This window comes from Leucobacter sp., from assembly GCF_053528595.1.
The window spans coordinates 1-17,441 of record NZ_JAIVPF010000032.1 but is presented as its reverse complement, the minus strand read 5'-3'; the positions used below and the strand labels follow the sequence as shown (position 1 = coordinate 17,441).

The 17,441-nt window shown below is 72.7% G+C and carries 16 protein-coding genes; 6 read left to right on the top strand and 10 right to left on the bottom strand.

Annotated elements, in window-relative coordinates:
* Nucleotides 1-8: 8 nt before the first annotated feature.
* The 4 genes from ACWKZU_RS06420 to ACWKZU_RS06405 all read right to left on the bottom strand — a co-directional run bounded on the left by ACWKZU_RS06420 (nt 9) and on the right by ACWKZU_RS06405 (nt 4,738).
* Nucleotides 9-929: a hypothetical protein gene (locus ACWKZU_RS06420; protein ID WP_449281573.1), complete on the bottom strand. Its 921-nt coding sequence runs from the start codon at nt 927-929 to the stop codon at nt 9-11.
* Nucleotides 930-953: 24 nt separating this feature from the next.
* Nucleotides 954-2,363 (bottom strand): bifunctional phosphopantothenoylcysteine decarboxylase/phosphopantothenate synthase, encoded by a 1,410-nt coding sequence (locus tag ACWKZU_RS06415; RefSeq protein WP_449281572.1) that lies wholly within the window; start codon nt 2,361-2,363, stop codon nt 954-956.
* Nucleotides 2,364-2,637: 274 nt separating this feature from the next.
* A complete protein-coding gene (locus tag ACWKZU_RS06410; protein WP_449281571.1) occupies nt 2,638-3,921 on the bottom strand; it encodes a methyltransferase domain-containing protein in 1,284 nt (427 codons plus the stop codon).
* A 97-nt stretch (nt 3,922-4,018) separates the two neighbouring features.
* On the bottom strand, nt 4,019-4,738 hold the full coding sequence (locus ACWKZU_RS06405) for a ferritin-like fold-containing protein (RefSeq protein ID WP_449281570.1): 720 nt from the start codon (nt 4,736-4,738) through the stop codon (nt 4,019-4,021).
* Nucleotides 4,739-4,891: 153 nt separating this feature from the next.
* Between ACWKZU_RS06405 and ACWKZU_RS06400 the strand changes: the two genes are divergently transcribed.
* Nucleotides 4,892-6,415 (top strand): DEAD/DEAH box helicase, encoded by a 1,524-nt coding sequence (locus ACWKZU_RS06400; RefSeq protein ID WP_449281569.1) that lies wholly within the window; start codon nt 4,892-4,894, stop codon nt 6,413-6,415.
* A 136-nt stretch (nt 6,416-6,551) separates the two neighbouring features.
* On the opposite strand, the gene ACWKZU_RS06395 is transcribed toward ACWKZU_RS06400, so the two are convergent.
* Complete coding sequence (locus ACWKZU_RS06395; protein WP_449281568.1) at nt 6,552-7,403, bottom strand: PHP domain-containing protein; 852 nt, start codon at nt 7,401-7,403, stop codon at nt 6,552-6,554.
* Between the two features lie 80 nt (nt 7,404-7,483).
* Between ACWKZU_RS06395 and ACWKZU_RS06390 the strand changes: the two genes are divergently transcribed.
* On the top strand, nt 7,484-8,890 hold the full coding sequence (locus tag ACWKZU_RS06390; protein ID WP_449281567.1) for an aminopeptidase P family protein: 1,407 nt from the start codon (nt 7,484-7,486) through the stop codon (nt 8,888-8,890).
* Nucleotides 8,891-8,929: 39 nt separating this feature from the next.
* Here the strand turns inward: ACWKZU_RS06390 and ACWKZU_RS06385 are convergent, their stop codons facing one another.
* Nucleotides 8,930-10,156, bottom strand: a complete 1,227-nt coding sequence (locus ACWKZU_RS06385) for a trans-sulfuration enzyme family protein (protein ID WP_449281566.1) — start codon at nt 10,154-10,156, stop codon at nt 8,930-8,932.
* Between the two features lie 113 nt (nt 10,157-10,269).
* Between ACWKZU_RS06385 and ACWKZU_RS06380 the strand changes: the two genes are divergently transcribed.
* Both ACWKZU_RS06380 and ACWKZU_RS06375 read left to right on the top strand, forming a co-directional pair.
* Entirely contained in the window at nt 10,270-10,761 is a 492-nt protein-coding gene (locus ACWKZU_RS06380) for an Lrp/AsnC family transcriptional regulator (RefSeq protein WP_449281565.1), read from the top strand.
* Nucleotides 10,762-10,798: 37 nt separating this feature from the next.
* A complete protein-coding gene (locus tag ACWKZU_RS06375) occupies nt 10,799-11,326 on the top strand; it encodes a hypothetical protein (protein WP_449281564.1) in 528 nt (175 codons plus the stop codon).
* 16 nt (nt 11,327-11,342) lie between these two features.
* On the opposite strand, the gene ACWKZU_RS06370 is transcribed toward ACWKZU_RS06375, so the two are convergent.
* Both ACWKZU_RS06370 and ACWKZU_RS06365 read right to left on the bottom strand, forming a co-directional pair.
* Nucleotides 11,343-11,777, bottom strand: coding sequence for a YchJ family protein (locus ACWKZU_RS06370; RefSeq protein WP_449281563.1), 435 nt, complete (start codon nt 11,775-11,777; stop codon nt 11,343-11,345).
* A 16-nt stretch (nt 11,778-11,793) separates the two neighbouring features.
* On the bottom strand, nt 11,794-13,479 hold the full coding sequence (locus ACWKZU_RS06365) for a DUF885 domain-containing protein (protein WP_449281562.1): 1,686 nt from the start codon (nt 13,477-13,479) through the stop codon (nt 11,794-11,796).
* Between the two features lie 168 nt (nt 13,480-13,647).
* Here ACWKZU_RS06365 and ACWKZU_RS06360 point away from each other — a divergent pair, with 168 nt between their 5' ends.
* Nucleotides 13,648-13,869, top strand: a complete 222-nt coding sequence (locus ACWKZU_RS06360) for a hypothetical protein (RefSeq protein ID WP_449281561.1) — start codon at nt 13,648-13,650, stop codon at nt 13,867-13,869.
* A 203-nt stretch (nt 13,870-14,072) separates the two neighbouring features.
* Here the strand turns inward: ACWKZU_RS06360 and ACWKZU_RS06355 are convergent, their stop codons facing one another.
* A complete protein-coding gene (locus ACWKZU_RS06355; protein ID WP_449281560.1) occupies nt 14,073-15,764 on the bottom strand; it encodes an aminotransferase class I/II-fold pyridoxal phosphate-dependent enzyme in 1,692 nt (563 codons plus the stop codon).
* A 124-nt stretch (nt 15,765-15,888) separates the two neighbouring features.
* Here ACWKZU_RS06355 and ACWKZU_RS06350 point away from each other — a divergent pair, with 124 nt between their 5' ends.
* Nucleotides 15,889-16,803: a LysR family transcriptional regulator gene (locus ACWKZU_RS06350; protein WP_449281559.1), complete on the top strand. Its 915-nt coding sequence runs from the start codon at nt 15,889-15,891 to the stop codon at nt 16,801-16,803.
* 26 nt (nt 16,804-16,829) lie between these two features.
* Here the strand turns inward: ACWKZU_RS06350 and ACWKZU_RS06345 are convergent.
* Nucleotides 16,830-17,441, bottom strand: a 612-nt coding sequence (locus tag ACWKZU_RS06345) for an MFS transporter (RefSeq protein WP_449281558.1), incomplete at its 5' end; no start/stop codon positions are given.

The following is a 17,441-nucleotide window of genomic DNA, read 5'->3' as shown; positions in this document are numbered from 1 at the left end:
CCGCACCGCTACGGCAGCAGGCGCTCGACGAGTTCGTCGGGGCTGAGTCCCTCGGCGCGGGCGGCGGCGGCGATCCGCTCGAGCGAGTTCCGCGACAGGTCGTGCACGGGATCGGCGTCCGCTCGCGGCCCCTGGTCCGTGAGCGGGCCCCCGCCGCCCGCCGCACCGGGTCCGTGCGGTGCCGTCGTGCCCGGAGAGCGCAGCAGCAGCGACATCACGGGCAGCACCACGATGCCCAGGGCGGCGAGGATCCACACGATGCCCGTGGCCTGCAGATACCCGTCGGGGTAGTCGCCCACCAGCTCCCAGAGCAGCACGAGGGTGAGCAGCACGCCGGCGGCGAGCATGGCGAGCGTCGCGAAGAGCGCGCTGCGCACCGGTCTGCGGTCGTGGGTCACGAGCAGCAGGAGCAGCGACGCGATCGAGCACGCACCCGTGAGGATCACCAGCGTGATGGTGAGCTTGAACGCCCCCTCGTCCCACTCGGGTTCGATCCAGATCATCCACAGCAGGCGCGCGAGCGTCACCACCGCAATCCCGACCGCGATCCAGCCGAACCACTGCACCCGCCGGCCGATCAGCGCCGCGCCGCAGAGCGCTGCGACGCTGAAGATCCCGATCAGCGCAGTCGTGCTGAGCACCTTCGTGGCGGGCCCCGAGGTCGCGCCGCCGAGGAGCACGGCGATGCCGGCGGCGGCCGCGATCGCGAAGGACGCCACGATGACGACCACGATCCAGCGGCGGATCCGCTGCGCCACCGGCTTCGGGATCGCGGGTGCGGGGGCTTCGGCCGCCCTTCCAGCCGCGGGCTCTCCGGGACCGGCGGGAGCGGGAAGCCGCGGCGCCGGTGCCGACGACGCCGAGGCCCGGGGCTCGGCGGCGCCCCGGTCGGATGGCCGGTGGTCGGGGCCCGGGTGCGGGTCGGTCATGATCGTGCCTTCCGTGAGCGGGGATCAGTGGCTCAGCGCGCGCAATTCGTCGCGGACGGCGTCGAGCAGCCGATCCGCCACCTCGCGTTTCGAGCCCGACGCCTCGCAGGCCACCCGCCCGTCCGCGTCGAGCACGTACAGCCGGTTCGCGTCGTTCTCGAAGCCCTCCGTCCACCCGACGGCGTTCACCGCGAGCAGGTCGACGCCCTTCCGCGCCAGCTTGCGCCGGCCGCGCTCGAGCAGTTCGTCCTCGGCCTCGGTCTCGGCGACGGCGTCGACGGTCTCCGCCGCGAAGCCGACGATGACCTGGCCGGGCCGCCGCCCGCGCACCAGGCCGACCAGGATGTCGGGGTTCTCAACCAGGGTGAGCGTCGGCGCCTCGCCCGCCGTGTCCTCCTTGCGGATCTTGTGCTCCGCGACTTCCGCGACGCGGTAGTCGGCCACGGCCGCGGCCATGATCACCGCCTCCGCACCCGAGGCGGCGGCGTGGGCCGCGGCTTCGAGCTCGGCCGCGGTGCCGATCGGGACCACGCGCACGGCACCGCGATCCCGCACCCCGGCGAGCACCGACTCGTCGACGTTCGCCGCGAGCAGCACCACCTTGGCGCCGCGATCAGCCGCCGCGGCGGCCACCGCGACCCCCTGCCGTCCGCTCGAGCGGTTGCCGAGGTAGCGCACCGGGTCGATCGGCTCCCGGGTGCCGCCGGCCGTCACGAGCACCCGGACCCCGTCGAGGTCTCCGGGATGGGTCGGCTCCTCCGGCTCCTCCGGAGCGAGCGGCGCCGCCTCGGCCCGGGTCTCGACCCCGGGTGCCGCTCCGTCGGCGTCCGCCGCGCCGAGCGCACTCGCGGTGCCGAGCGCATCCGCGGTGCCGAGCGCATCCGCGGCCGAACCGGAGCCGTCGGCCGCGTCGCTCAGAATCCGTCGCGCGCGCTCGGCGATCTGCTCCGGCTCGCTCATGCGCCCGGGCCCGCTGTCGTCGCCCGTCAGCCGCCCGTTCTCGGGCCCGACGAACTCGACCCCGCGCGAGCGCAGGATCGCGATGTTGTCCTGCGTCGCCGGGTGCTGCCACATCTCGGTGTGCATGGCGGGCGCCACGAGCAGCGGCGCGCGGGTCGCGAGCAGCGTCGTGCCGAGCAGATCGTCGGCGAGACCGGCCGCCATGCGCGCAAGGGAGTGCGCGGTGGCCGGGGCGACGATCACGAGGTCGGCCCGCTGCCCCAGCGCGACGTGGCGCACCTCCGGCACGTCCTCGTGCACCGAGGTGGTCACCGGATTGCGGCTGATCGCCTCCCAGGTCGGCTTGCCGACGAAGCGCAGCGCGTCGTCCGTGGGCACGACGTGCACCTCGTGGCCGTCCTCGACGAGCAGGCGCGCCAGCGCGACGGCCTTGTAGGCGGCGATGCCACCGGTCACTCCCAGCACGATGTTCATGCGTTCATCATCCCACGCCCCCGCATACCGGAATCGAATGCACCGCTCCGCGCCGCCGCGGGTCTCCACCCGCGCCGCCGCACCCACTCGCCGCCGCACCCACTCGCTCGAAACCGATGCGATTGCTCGAAACCGACCCGAGCAGCAACGCTGGAACGCTCAGTCTCGAACCATTCGCTCAGTCTCGAACCATTCGCTCAGTCTCACCACGGGTGCAAGGAGCGGGCGGGCAGGGCGGCAGGACGGGCGGGGGCTGTGCGATGCGGGCCCGGGCTCAGCCGCGGCGCTCCAGCAGCACCGCGGCCTCCAGGTGCGCCGTGTGCGGGAACATGTCGAAGACCCGCGCCTCGCGCACCGCATACGCGGGCATCGCGGCGAGATCCCGCGCCAGGCTCTCGGGATTGCAGCTGGAATAGATCACCTGCCGCACCCCCGATCCCTCCAGCCACCCGCACAGCTCGGCGCCGATCCCGCGGCGCGGCGGGTTCACGATGACGGCCTCGGGCAGTGCGGCGGGATCGGCCGCCAGCGCGAAGGCCGTCGCATCGGCCGCCTCGAAGCGCGCGGCGATCCCCGCCTCGCGGGCGCTGCGGCGTGCGGAGCGCACCGCGGCCTCGCTGATCTCCACGCCGAGCACCCGGCGGGCCCGCCTCTCGCGGCCGCCGGGCGCGGCGCTCGCGACGTGCAGCGCGAAACCGCCCACCCCGCAGTAGAGGTCCCAGAGCGACGCGGGATCCTCGCGGGCGACCCACTCCGCGGCCTGCGCGTAGAGCGCGCGAGCCACCCGTGTGTTGGTCTGGAAGAAGCTCTGCGGGCGCAGGTGCAGCGGCACGCCGTCCCCGAGGTCCATCGTGAGCGATGATCCGAGCAGCAGTTCCTCGCGCTCGCCCTCGAGCACGGCCTTGTGCTCGGGCAGCAGGTTGACCGAGACCACAGCGACGCCCGGGAGCGCGCGCCGCAGCGCGGGCAGCTCGCGCCGCAGCACCGCGAGCGCCCGCTCGCTGCGCACCACGAACCGCAGCATCAGCTCGCCGCCCGCGTCGACGGCACCCGCGGCGCGGCCCGCGTCGGTGCCCTCGGTCGCGCCGCGTCGCGGCGCCTCGGTGACGTGCACGAACTTCAGCTCCCCTCGGCGGCGCGGCACGTCGTACGGCGGCAGCCCGGTCCGCTCGACGAAGGCGGCGATGCGCGGGATCGCGCGGCGGATGCCCGGCGACTGGATGAGGCAGTCGCGCAGGTCGACGCCCTCGCCGTCGGGGCCGAGGATCCCGAGCGTCACCCGGCCCGGACGGCCGCCGACCACCAGCTTCGCCTTGTTGCGGAAGTCGCGCACGCCGCCGCCGACGCTCGGCAGCCAGGCATCCGCCGGCACACCGGGGAGCAGTTCGCGGCAGCGCCGCTCCTTGGCCCGCAGCTGCTCCGCGTACGGGGTCTCGATGAGCGCGCAGCTGCGGCAGCGCCCGGCCTCGAAGTACTCGCAGTGCGGCGGCGATTCCGCGACCGCGCTCCGGATCCCGTTCCCGAGCCCGCCCGGGAGCTGAGTCCGGTCTCCGCTCATGCGGTCGAGTCCCGACCCGGCAGGCCGCTCGGGGCAGGGCGAAGCCCCGCGCGGCGACGGCTGCGACCCTCCGGCAGGACGAACGGATGAGCCGCGCTCATGCGGTCAGGCCCAGGCCGTCCATGCGGCGGATGTGATCGGCGATGAGCTCGGTGAAGACCGGCTCCACCTCGTCGGCGTCGAAGGACCGGTGCTCGCTGAGCAGCAGGACCGCACGAGAGACCAGCAGCGTGTCGCCGACGAGGCGGCGGCCCCAGAGCGCCAGCCAGCTGGACAGCCCGTCGTCCTCGGCGAGCGCGTCGGCGAGCAGCACCGCGACCTGGTCGCGTCCGCTGTCGCTGCTGAGGATCTCGATCGCCTCGGCCCGGTACCCGTCGCGCATGCCGGCGGCGAGGCTCGCGAAGAAGTCGTCGAAGAGGCCGCCGACGAGGTACAGCGACAGCACGTGCTGATGCCAGTCGGCGGTGTCGATGCGCTCCACGTACTCGTCGATCACACGCGAGTAGGGGCCCATGACCACGTGCGGCTCCTCGCCGCGCCGACGGATCTCATCGGCGAGTCGCTGGTGCTTCGCGAGGGTCAGCCCGGCCACCCGCGCCAGCACCTCCTTCGCCTCGAGGGTCGGAGCGCCCGAGACGGCACGGGTCGCGGCCTCGTACAGCTCCAGCTGCAGGTAGGCCGTCAACCCGAGGAAGGGCAGCATTCCGGGGGCGAACTCGGCGAGTTCGACGCGCTCCGCGTCGCTCCCCTCGCCGCGCGCCCGCAACTTGCGCGCTGGGGCCTTCTTCTTGCGCAGCCCACGGATCCACTCGAACACCCTGTCAGCTTACCGCCGAGCCGCGGGGAGGTTGGAATAGACTGAACCCCGTACGTATTGGCCGCGGAGGACATCGGATCCCCCGCCGCTGCGCCCTCTGCGAATGCGCGCGCAGCACCCACACGCCGTTTCAGGCGCAGAATAGGACGCAACGTGACGACTTTCCTCGAACTCGGCGTCGACCAGGACATGGTCGACTCGCTCGCAGACCAGGGCATCATCGAGGCCTTCCCGATCCAGGAGCAGACGATCCCGCTCGCGCTCACCGGCCAGGACATCATCGGCCAGGCGAAGACGGGCACCGGCAAGACCTTCGGCTTCGGCCTGCCGCTGCTGCAGCGGGTGGGCGCCGATCCCGAGCCCGGCGTGCAGGCCCTCGTGGTCGTTCCGACCCGCGAGCTCTGCGTACAGGTCTACGAGGATCTCGAGCTGGCGGCGAAGAACCGCGGTGCGACGGTCGTGCCCATCTACGGCGGCAAGGCCTACGAGGGACAGATCGATCAGCTGAAGGCGGGCGCGCAGATCGTGGTCGGCACCCCGGGCCGCCTGCTCGATCTCGCGAGCCAGCGGATCCTGAACCTCGGCAACGTCCGCGAGATGGTGCTCGACGAGGCCGACAAGATGCTCGACCTCGGCTTCCTCGCCGACATCGAGAAGCTCTTCGCGAAGACCCCCGCGACCCGGCACACGATGCTGTTCTCGGCGACCATGCCCGGCACGATCGTCACGCTGGCGCGGCGCTTCATGTCGAAGCCGATCCACATCCGCGCGACGGATCCCGACGAGGGTGCGGCCCAGGCCAACATCGAGCACATCATCTACCGCGCCCACTCGCTCGACAAGGACGAGGTGATCGGACGCATCCTGCAGGCCGAGGGCCGCGGCAAGACCGTGGTCTTCATGCGCACCAAGCGGGCGGCGGCGAAGCTGCAGGAGGAGCTGGTGGACCGCGGCTTCAACGCGGCCTCGGTGCACGGCGACCTCAACCAGGATCAGCGCGAGCGCGCGATGGCGGCCTTCAAGGCCGGGAAGAAGGACATCCTCATCGCCACCGACGTGGCCGCACGAGGCATCGACGTCGACGACGTGACGCACGTCATCAACCACACGGTGCCGGACGACGACAAGACCTACCTCCACCGGGTCGGCCGCACCGGACGCGCGGGCCGCACCGGCATCGCGGTGACCTTCGTCGACTGGGACGACCTGCACAAGTGGGCGCTCATCAACAAGGCGCTCGAGTTCGGCGTGCCGGAGCCGGTGGAGACCTACTCCTCGTCGCCGCACCTCTTCGCCGACCTGAACATCCCCGAGGGGTCGAAGGGGCGGCTCAAGGCCACCCCGGTGAAGGAGCGGGCACCGCGCAGCGGGTCGTCGCGATCCGACGAGGGATCCGACGAGGGTTCGGCATCCGGCGACGGGGCCCGCAAGCGCGCTCGGCGCCGCACGCGGAGCGCGAACCCGCAGGGGCGCGGGCGTCACGAGGCCCACGGGCACGAGGGGCACGGACACGACCAGGAGGGCGGCGGCGAGCCCGGCGCCCCGCTGCTGCAGGAGACCGGCGAGGGAGCGGCGCCGAAGCGGCGCCGTCGCCGCCGTCGCGGCGGATCGGGCGGTGCCGGTGGCGCCGGGGCCGAGGGCGCTCCGGCGGCCGAGGCCGCCTCCGGAGCGGAGTAGCGCGGGCTGAGGAGCCGGGGCGGCTGCCCCGCCCGCGGGACCGAGCCGATTCTCCGAGACCGATCGGATTTTCGGAGCTGGAACCCTCGGGTTCGAGCACTCGGCTCGGTTTCGCGAGACGGGAGTGCGGCGCGCCTCAGCGGGGCGTGACGACGAGCGCCCGCAGGCGCTCCACCAGCGCGGCGTCGGTCATCCGCTCCCCCAGGCGGTTCGGCTTGCCCGCCCCGTGGTAGTCGCTCGACCCCGTGACCGCGAGCCCCAGCTCGGCGGCGGCGGCCTCGAGCGGCGGCAGCCAGTCCATGCGGTTCTCCGGGTGGTGCAGCTCGATCCCCCACAGCCCGACCGCCGCGAACTCCCGCAGCTCGTCCACCGAACTCGGCCGGCGCTGCCGGAACGCCGCCGGATGCGCGAGCACCGCGACGCCGCCCGCGACGCGGACCATGCGGATCGCGTCGACGGTGTCGATCGCGTGGGTGCCGAGGTAGTAGGGCGAGCCCGGGTGCAGCACCTGCTCGAACACCGAGCTGCGGTCGTCGAAATACCCCGCAGCGACCAGGGCGTCCGCGATGTGGGGGCGGCCGACGGTCCGCACGTCCTCGTCGCCCACGACCGTCTCCCACGTGATCGCGTAGTCCGCCGACACGCGGCGCACCATCTCCCGCGCACGGGCGCGGCGCGCGGTGCGCACCTCGGCGAGCGCCTCGAAGAGCTCGCCCGCGCTCGGCTCGATCCCGTAGCCGAGCAGATGCCGCGATCTGCCGGCGTGCTTCGTCGTGATCTCGATGCCGGGGAGGAACTCGACGCCGTGCTCCCGCGCCGCCAGACGCGCCTCGTCCCAGCCGTCGATCGTGTCGTGATCCGTCAGTGCGAATCCTGCCAGGCCGAGCTGCGACGCCTCGCGGGCGATCTCGGCGGGCCGGGTCGTGCCGTCCGAGAACACGGAGTGGGTGTGCAGATCGAATCCCCGCTGCGTCCCGGATGCTGCCATCCCGGTATTCTATCCGGCGCCGCCCCGGGCACCGCGCGGAGCGGGGCCGCATCGGCAGCGCGGGGTGAGAGGATGGAGCCATGACCGATACCGCTCAGGCCACCCACGAGGTGGAGATCGACAACAGCAACCGCAGCACCACCCCGCAGACGGACGCCTTCGCCCGGTACATCTCGGCCCACTGGGCCGATCGCCCCGAGACCCTGCCCGATCCGCACCCGGCCGCCCCGCATGCCGCGCGTCGGCGCGCGGCCCTCGGCTCGCTCTTCCCGGGCGATCGGCTCGTGATCGCCGCGGGCGCGATGAAGCAGCGATCCAACGACACCTTCTACCCCTTCCGAGCGCACAGCGCGTTCGCCCACCTCACGGGCTGGGGATCCGACGCCGAGCCCGGCGCGATCCTGGTGCTCGACCCGGTCGAGGGCACCCACGAGGCCACCCACGAGGCCACCCTCTACTTCCGCGAGCGCGCGGGTCGCGACAGCGACGAGTTCTTCGCCAACCCCGAGATCGGCGAATTCTGGATCGGCCCCCGTCCCTCGCTCGCGCAGGTCGCCGCGGCGCTCGGGATCCGCACCGCGCATCTCGCCGAGTTCGCCGCGGGCGCCGACGATCGCTCTCTCGGACTCACCGAGGACGATCTCGAGCTCGCCCGCGCCGCCTCCGAGCTGCGGCTGGTGAAGGACGCCTACGAGCTCGCCGAGATGCAGGCCGCCGTCGACGCGACGGCGGAGGGCTTCGCCGAGGTGCTCGCCGCCCTGCCGCGGGCGAGCGCGCACCCCCGCGGGGAGCGGATCGTCGAGGGCGTCTTCAACCAGCGCGCGCGGCTCGACGGCAACACGGTCGGTTACGAGACCATCGCGGCCTCGGGCCCCCACGCCTGCACGCTGCACTGGATCCGCAACGACGGTCCCGTGCTCGACGGCGACCTGCTGCTGCTCGACGCCGGCGTCGAGCTGGACAGCCTCTACACCGCCGACATCACCCGCACGGTTCCCGTCTCCGGATCCTTCACCGCGGTGCAGCGCCGCGTCTACGAGGCCGTGCTCGAGGCCGCCGACGCCGCCCGTGAGATCGTGCGTCCCGGCATCCGCTTCGGCGACGTGCACGAGGCCGCCATGGCGGTGATCGAGCGCCGCACCCGCGAGTGGGGGCTGCTGCCCGAGGACGACGGCACCGCCTACTACCGCCGATACATGGTGCACGGCACGAGCCATCACCTCGGCATGGACGTGCACGACTGCGCGCAGGCGCGCCGCGAGATGTATCTCGACGGCATCCTCGAGCCCGGCATGGTGTTCACCATCGAGCCGGGACTCTACTTCCAGCCGGACGACCTGACGGTGCCCGAGGAGTACCGCGGGATCGGGGTGCGCATCGAGGACGACATCGTGGTGACCGAGGACGGCTGCCTGAACCTGTCGGCGGGTATTCCGCGCACGGCCGACGAGGTGGAGGCCTGGATCCGGGAGGCTCAGCGGGCCTGAGCCCGATCCATGGCGGGATCGGGCATTCGGCGGCTCCGGTCAGCCGGCGCCTCCGCCGGCGTGCGCGTGGAGCAGCCGGGTCTCGGGAACCCGCGGGGTCCGCAGGGCCTGCTCGAGGTCGGCGAGGAGGTCCTCGGCGCTCTCGAGGCCGATGGACATGCGGACGATGCCCGCGTCGGGCTTCGCGTCGCCCGCCACCGGGCGGTGCGTCAGCGCCGCGGGGTTCTCGATCAGCGAGTCGACCCCGCCGAGCGACACCGCGTGGGTGAAGACCTCGACGGCCGAGGTCAGGCGCTCGGCCGCCTCCCCGCCTCCGGCGAGCCGGATCGACACCATCGCCCCCGGCCCGGCCATCTGGGCGCCGAGAACGCCCTGCGGGTCGCCGTGCAGGCCCGGGTAGAAGACCTCCGCGACCTCAGGGCTCTCGGCGAGCCACGCGGCGACCCGCCCGGCGGTCTCCTGCTGGGCGCGCACGCGCAGCGGCAGCGTCGTGAGACCGCGGTGCAGCAGATAGGCGGCGAGCGGGTGCAGGAGGGCACCGGTGATCGCGCGGATCGACCGGATCCGCTCCGCGTGGGCCTCCGAACAGGCGATCGCCCCTCCCATCACGTCGCCGTGGCCTCCGAGGTACTTGGTCGCGCTGTGCAGCGACAGCGCGGCCCCGTGGTCGAGCGGGTTCTGCAGCACCGGCGTGGCGAAGGTGTTGTCCACGAGCACCGGCACGTCGCCCGCCTGATCCACGACCGCGCGGATGCTCACCAGTTCGAGCGTCGGATTGGCCGGCGTCTCCATGACCACGAGCCCGGTATCGGTTCGCAGAGAGGCCGCCACCTCGTCGGGGCGGCAGAACGTCGTCTCGGTGCCCAGCAGCCCCGAGGCCAGCAGGTGGTCGCTGCCGCCGTAGAGCGGCCGCACCGCGACCACGTGCCGGCGCCCCGAGGCGGCCGTGAAGGCGAGCAGCGCGGCGGTGAAGGCGGCCATGCCGGTCGAGAAGGCGACAGCCGACTCGGCGTGCTCGAGTCGCGCGAGCCCGGACTCGAAGCGTGCGACCGTCGGGTTCCAGAGCCGCGCGTAGACCGCGCTCCCGCCCTCGGGCGGGGTGCCGCCCGTCGCCAGCGCCTCGTAGGAGTCGCCGCCCCGCTCGATGTCCGGCAGCGGGTTCGTCGTCGAGAGGTCGATGGGCAGGGCGTGCACGCCGAGCGACGCGAGGTCCTCCCGGCCCGCGTGCACGGCCAGCGTGTCGATGTTCATCTTCGAAGCGTCCATGCTTCCACGATGCGCTCATCAGCAGCTCGAGGGAAGAGTTCTTGTCGATCACCCAAGAATCCGGGCCTGGAACTATGCTTTCTGCAAGTCATCTGCAGAGAACAGGATGGATCATGACGATTCCGCAAGACGGGCAGCCCGTGCTCGACGACCTCGACTACGCCGTCGTCGAGGCGCTGAGCCGCGAACCCGGACTGAGCAACCGGGGGCTGGCCGATCGGCTCGGGATCGCCGAGTCCACGTGCGCCTACCGGGTGCGGCGGCTGAGAGACGCCGCCGTCATCGGTCCGCGCCGGCTCGACCTCGACTACGCCCGCCTCGGATACGCGCTGCGCGCAGTGGTGCTCGTGTTCCTCGCCCGCCACTCCCGGGAGGTCGTCGACGAGTTCATGGCGCACATGGTGCAGCAGCCGAACGTGCTGAACGTGATGAATCTGACCGGACGCTACGATTTCATGGTCACGGTCGCAGTGGCCGGCACCGAGGAGCTGCGCCGCTTCGTGCTCGACCATGTCACCGTCCTCCCCTCGGTGCGCGGCACCGAGACCCACATCGTGTTCAGCGTCGAGAACGGCGAGTGGATCCCCGGAGCACCCGGGCGCTGAGCCGCACCCAGGCGACCGGGGTATCATCGAAGCCCTGATGACTGCTGTTCCCGTGCGCCCGGCTTCGCCCCGATGGTCCCGCGCCCGCGCCGCCTGTGCCGCGGGCGCTTCGATGGTGCTGCTCGGAACGGTCGCCACGGCTCCGCTCTCCATGGCGAACGCCGCCACCGACGCGGCGGCGGTGTTCGAGGGGCGGCAGCGGCTCGAATCCGCGACATCCTCGGAGATGCTCATCGACACGGGCGTCACCGCGGCCTCCCCCGAGACCCGGAGGGCGTCCGGCGATGGCGCGATGTACACGCTGCAGCAGTTCATGTTCAGCGGCGCCGTCAACTGGAACGGCTACCGCTTCACCTACTACAGTCAGCAGGTGCTGCCCGGACCCGGGCTGCAGATCCCCGGCCGCCACGTCAACGACGACGGCTATGTGAGCGACGGCGACGGCTACATCGTGCTCGCCGGATCGGCGCCGAAGGGATCCGTGTTCGACACGCCCTTCGGCTACCAGGGCAAGATCTACGACCGCGGCACCTTCGGCAACCACCTCGACGTCTACATCCGCTGACGCGCCGACGGCGCGGCTACGGCTCGACCCCGTCCGCGTAGACCCACCGTCCGTCGCCGGCGCGGGTGAATCGGCTGCGCTCGCGCTGCTCGAGGCGTCCCGAGGGCGTGCGCCCGACGGCGGTGAAGGTGACGAAGCCCTCCGCGTCGAAGGGGCCGCCGGCCTCGACTCGCTCGACGAACAGCCGCCTCCACTCGACCGGGTCGTCGAGGTCCATCGAGGCGGGGCGGGTGGCGGGATCCCAGCTGTGCAGCAGGTACTCCCCCAGCCCGAGCGCGAACGCGCTGTAGCGGGAGCGCATGAGCCGCTCGGCCGTGGGCGCCGGCTCCCCCGCGTGCAGCGGCCCGCAGCAAGCTCCGTACGGCTCGCCCCGCCCGCAGGGGCAGGGGTGCGATGCCTCGACTCGACGCGCTTCCCCGGCACGGCGCCGATCGCCGCGATCCTCGTTCACCCGGAGCTCCCGCTGCTCACAGCTCACCGCGCAGCGCGGCCTGCAGCGTGTCGAGGCGCACCCCGCCGAGCGCCAGCGCCTCGCGGTGGAAGGTGCGCACGTCGAAGCCGGATCCGGCGGCCTCCGCGCGATCCCGCGCCTCGTCGCGCAGCGACTCCCAGATGCGCTGCCCCACCTTGTACGACGGCGCCTGGCCCGCCCAGCCCAGATAGCGCAGCACCTCGAAGCGCACGAAACCGTCGTTCATGTTGACGTTGTCGCGCATGAAGCCGAGGGCATAGTCGCCGTCCCAGACGCCGGTGCCGTCCGGGCGGGGCTTGCCCAGGTGCACGCCGATGTCGAGCACCACACGGGCCGCGCGCATGCGCTGGCCGTCGAGCATGCCCAGGCGGTCGGCCGGATCGTCGAGATAGCCGAGCTGCTCCATGAGCCGCTCGGCGTAGAGCGCCCACCCCTCGGCGTGCCCCGACGTGCCCGCGAGCTGCCGCCGCCACTCGTTGAGCGCGGCGCGGTTGACGACCGCCTGCCCGATCTGCAGGTGGTGGCCGGGCACACCCTCGTGATAGACGGTGGTGAGCTCGCGCCAGGTGTCGAACTCGGTGACGCCCTCGGGCACCGACCACCACATGCGGCCGGGCCGGGAGAAGTCGTCGCTGGGGCCGGTGTAGTAGATGCCGCCCTCCTGCGTGGGGGCGATGCGGCACTCGAGCGCGCGGATCTCGTCAGGGATGTCGAACTGCGTCTCGCCGAGCTCGGCGACGGCTCGATCGCTCGTCTCCTGCATCCAGCGCTGCAGCTCATCGGTGCCGTGCAGCTTGCGCGCCGGATCGCGTTCGAGCTTCGCGATGGCCTCGGCCACGATGCCCGGCCGCGGTGCTCCGCCCACGATCTCGGCCGCGACCCGCTCCTGCTCGGCGACCATGCGCGCCAGCTCCTCGAGGCCCCACTCGTAGGTCTCGTCGAGGTCGATGCGCGCGCCGAGGAACGCCTCGGAGGCCGGCTCGTAGCGCTCCCGCCCGAAGGCATCGGCCGCGGGGGCGAGCGGCGCGATCTCGCGCTCGAGGAACTCCGCCAGCTCCGTGTAGGCGCCCGACGCCGCCGCGGCGGCGGAGGCGAGCTCCAGTGCGAGCGGGGCCGATTCCGCGGACGACGCCGCGAGACGGCCGAAGAAGCCGGGCTCCTCGGCCGTGCCTGCGGTCCGGCGGGCCTGGGCCGCCACCTCCTCCACCTGGCGCACCGCGGGCGCCAGCCCGCGCGCGGCGCCCGCGGCGAGGCTCGCGCGGTATCCCGCGAGCGCACTGGGCACCGCGCGCAGCCGGGTGGCCACCACCTCCCAGTCCGCAGTGGAGTCGGTGGGCATCAGGTCGAAGACGTCGCGGATCTGCTGCGTCGGCGACTCGATGACGTTGAGGTCCCGGAGATGCTCGCGAGCCTCGTGCTGGGCGAGCGAGAGCCGCAGCTCGGCGGTGAGGTCGGCTCGGGTCACCGCGTCGACCGGATCGGCGGGGGCCGTCGCGGTGAGCTCCGCGAGCACGCTCCGCTGCGCGTCCGCGAGGGAGTCCGCACCCGCGGGCGAGTAGTCCGCGAGGCCACCGCCCCCGCGGCCGATGTAGGTGCCGATCGCGGGATCGTGCGCGACGAGGGTGTCGACCCAGGTCTCGGCGATCCGATCGACGGCGGTCTGCTGGCGCTGTGCGTTCATGTCCTCCACCCTATTGCGGACGGACGGCGACGCCTTCGCGCCCTCCCAGCCTGTCGGTTCGCGAAGCACGGCGCTTCAGGGCAGAATAGAGGCGTAGCACGGCGCGATCCCGCGCCCCTGCCCACCGGCAGCCGGTCCCCGCCTGCGCAGAAGTACCGAGGAGACAACGTGAAGATCCGCACCCGCATCGCCACCGCCGTGACCGCAGCGCTCGCCTCGGTCTTCGTGGCGGTGCCCGCATTCGCCCACGACGGAGGGCACGAGGAGTCGGCGCTCTCGACCGCGGGCGATCCGCTCGACATCGTGGCGATCTCCATCGTCGGTGTGGTGCTGCTGGCGGTCGTGCTGATCGGCTCGACGCTCGTGGGCAACCTCTTCGAGAAGAAGTAATCGGGGCGTACCGCAGAAGCGGCAGGGGCCGGGATCCGTCGAGGATCCCGGCCCCTGCCGCGTTCGTAGTCCGGCGACCACACGCCTTCCGAACGGTCCGGGGGGACTCCGCCTCGCACCGACGATCCCTCATCCACGCGCGCCAGTAGTTGCTGCCTCGCGACAAGTTTGGCGACAACTCCTGACGCGCGGATGGAGGTTGTTCAGCTCACGACGCGGATGCCCGCGACCTCCGCGTCGACGGCGCCGCGCACGTAGCCCGTGGGCGAGGCCGCGACCGCGCGCAGGAAGGCCACGGTGTCGGCGGTGATCTCCTCGCCGGGCAGCAGATTGGGGATGCCGGGCGGGTAGGCGGCCAGCGTGTCTGCGGAGACGCGCCCCACCGCCTCGTGGGCGGGGACGATCTCGCTCGCACCGAAGTAGGCGTCGCGCGGCAGCATGCGCAGTGCCCCCGGCTCGGGCAGCTCGGGGAAGGTCCCGGTGTCCTCGGGCCCCAGTCGCGCGGCCTCGTCGGCCACCTCCTCGAGCGCGGCCATGAAACGATCGAGGTCGGGTGCGCGCAGCGCACCGATCACGGCCACCACGCTCGTGGCCGTGGACATCTCGAGGTACACGCCGTGCTCGTGGATCATGCGGCCGCGCACCCAGTGACCGCTGCGCCCGAGGGCGGAGACGTCGATCGGCACCCGCAGCTGGTCGGTGTCGACGATGTCGGGGAAGGCTCCGAAGTCGTCGCTGATGATGGAGAACCGGGGGTCGCGCCGCAGCCGCTCGCGCAGCTCTCCGGCGGCACGGATCGCGGCTCCGATCCGCTGCTCCCCCGTGACGAGCGCGCGACGCGCGGCGTCGAGCGAGCTCATCAGCACGCCGCTCATGGAGGTCGACGCCGTCATCGAGAAGGCGCGCGCCACGAGCGGTTCGAGCCGGTCGGCGAAGGGACCGTGGCCGAGGTGCAGCATGGCCGACTGGGTGAGGGATCCCGCGAGCTTGTGCGTGCTCGAGATCACCAGGTCGGCGCCGAGCCGCGCGGGCGACTCGGGCAGCTCCGGATGGAAGCCGAAGTGCGCGCCCCACGCGCCGTCCACGATGAGCGCCGCGCCGTGAGCATGGGCCACGTCGGCGAGGCCCCGCACGTCGGCGGTGGAGCCGAAGTAGCTCGGGGAGACGACGTAGACGCTCGACACCGCGCGCCCCGCCTCGGACTCGCGGGTGAGCGCCGCGTCGAGCGCGGCCGGGGTGAGACCGTGCGCGATCCCGTGGCGGGCGTCGATGCCGGGGGCCGCGAAGGACGGGATCAGCCCGGCGAGCAGCACCCCGTCGGTGAAGCTCGAGTGCATGCTGCGCTGGATCAGCACGCGCTCGCCGAGACCGCGCACGGCGATGGCCGCCGTACGGTTCGCCTGGGAGGCTCCGTTGGTGAGGAACCAGGTGCGCTTAGCGCCCCAGGCCTCGGCCGCGAGCCGCTGCGCGTGCACGAGCGGCGAGTCGTCGCCGAGGTCGATGCCGTCGATCATGAGCGGCACGTCGAGCTGGGCCGCGCGCGCGCCGAAGAGCTGCGCGATGTGCGCACCCCCGTCCTCGGGGTCGTTGCCGTGGCCCGGCACCATCATCGAGAGCGGTTCCGAGGTGCCGAAGCGCTCGACCGCGTCCGCGTAGGGCGCGCGGCGCTGCTCGTCCGAGAAGCGCCGCGCGAACGGCTCAGCGCTCCGGGTGCCGGCACTCTCCGCGGGCCGAGTCTCCACCGTCCGGGTCCCCACCGTCCGGGTCCCCACCGTCCGGCGCTCGGCCGTCCCCCGCGCGGCCGCTCCGCTCTCCGGAAGCGCGCGATCCCCCGCGGCGATCGCGCCGCTGCCGTCGATGCGAACGTCTGAGGTACCCGGCTCCTGATGCAGCATGGAGTCATGATCCCGCGCTGCGAACGCCGGGTGGAACCCCGTAAACGGCTTTCGGGGACCATATACTGTATTGAACATATCGCCTCAGAACGCGCTACCCGCTCCAGAAGAACCGAGGGTACTCATGATCGATCTCCGTCAGCTCCAGGCTCTCAGCGCCGTCGCCGCCGAGGGGTCCGTGGCGCGCGCCGCCACACGGCTGGGATGGAGCCAGCCCACGGTCGACTACCACCTGCGCAATCTCGACCGCCTCGTGGGGGCCGATCTCACCGAGCGCAGCACCCGGGGCAGCAAGCTCACCACCGCCGGCTCTCTGATGCTCGAGCGCGGCGAGGAGATCCTCGGCCTCGCCGAGCGCGCGCTCACCGACGTGCGCGATCTCGCCCAGCTGGGCCGCATCCGGCTGCGGTTCGGCACCTTCCCGACCGCGGCCGCCCGCCTGCTGCCCGGGATCGCGAGCCGCGTCGCCGAGCTCGGGATCGAACTCGACGCGACTCTCGAGGAGCTCTCCCCGCTCGTCACCCGCATCAACCAGCACACCCTCGACGCGGCCCTCGTCTACGCCGCGGGCGGATACCACCTGCCGTTCCGCTCCGAGGTGCACACCACGCACCTCTTCACCGATCCGATGCTCGTGGCGCTGCCCGCGACCCATCCGGCCGCGCGGCACCGCACCTTCGACCACGAGGCGCTGCTCTCGCTCGCGGGCGAGAGCTGGGTCATGGGGTCGACCCCGGGCGACACCCTCGACGACCTCGTACGGGAGGTGTTCCAGGCCGAGGGGCACCAGATCGACGTCGCGATCCGCACCGACGACTACTCGGTGGTGCTCGGACTCGTCGCGGCCGGCATGGCGGTCGCACTCGTGCCCAGCCTCGTGGGCAATCAGCCGCCCGAGGGAGTGGTGCTCCGGCCGGTGGACGATCCGCGGTTCGCGCGCGAGCTGCTCCTCGCGGCGCCGGCGGGGCCCGGCGGCCCGTCCGCCGCCGTGCGCCAGCTGGCCGAGGCCGTGCGGCGCTCCATCAGCGCCCTCGGGTAGGCGCGGCCTGCCCGAGGGCGCCGGGATCAGTGCCCCGCGGGCGCCCCGGCCTCCTGATCGGCGGGCTTCTTCACGAAGAACGCCAGCACGACCGGCACGACCGCGATGCACGCCGCCACGAGGAACGCCGCGTGCGCCCCGGGCTCGCCGGCCTCCGCGGTCGGCAGTCCGCGGGCCTCGCCCGCGTGCAGGAACGTCGAGTAGATCGAGATGAGCACCGCGGTTCCCGCGGCTCCCCCGACCTGCTGCAGCGTGTTGAGCACGGCGGACCCGTGCGAGTAGAGCGAGCGGTCGAGCGAGCCGAGCGAGGCCGAGAACAGGGGCGTGAACGAACCGGCCAGGCCGAGCGACATCAGGATCTGCACGATCACGAGGAACCACATCGGGGTGTGCACGCCCACCGTCGAGTAGGTGAACAGCGACACCGCGATCAGGATCGTGCCGGGCACCAGCAGCGTCCTGGGCCCGCGCGCGTCGTAGATGCGCCCCATGACCGGCCCGAGGAGCCCCATGAGCACCGAGCCGGGCAGCAGCACGAGGCCGGCGGCCGTCGGGTCGAGGCCCGCGACGTTCTGCAGGTACAGCGGCAGCAGGGAGAACGTGCCGAACATCGACAGCGCGACCACACCCATGATGAT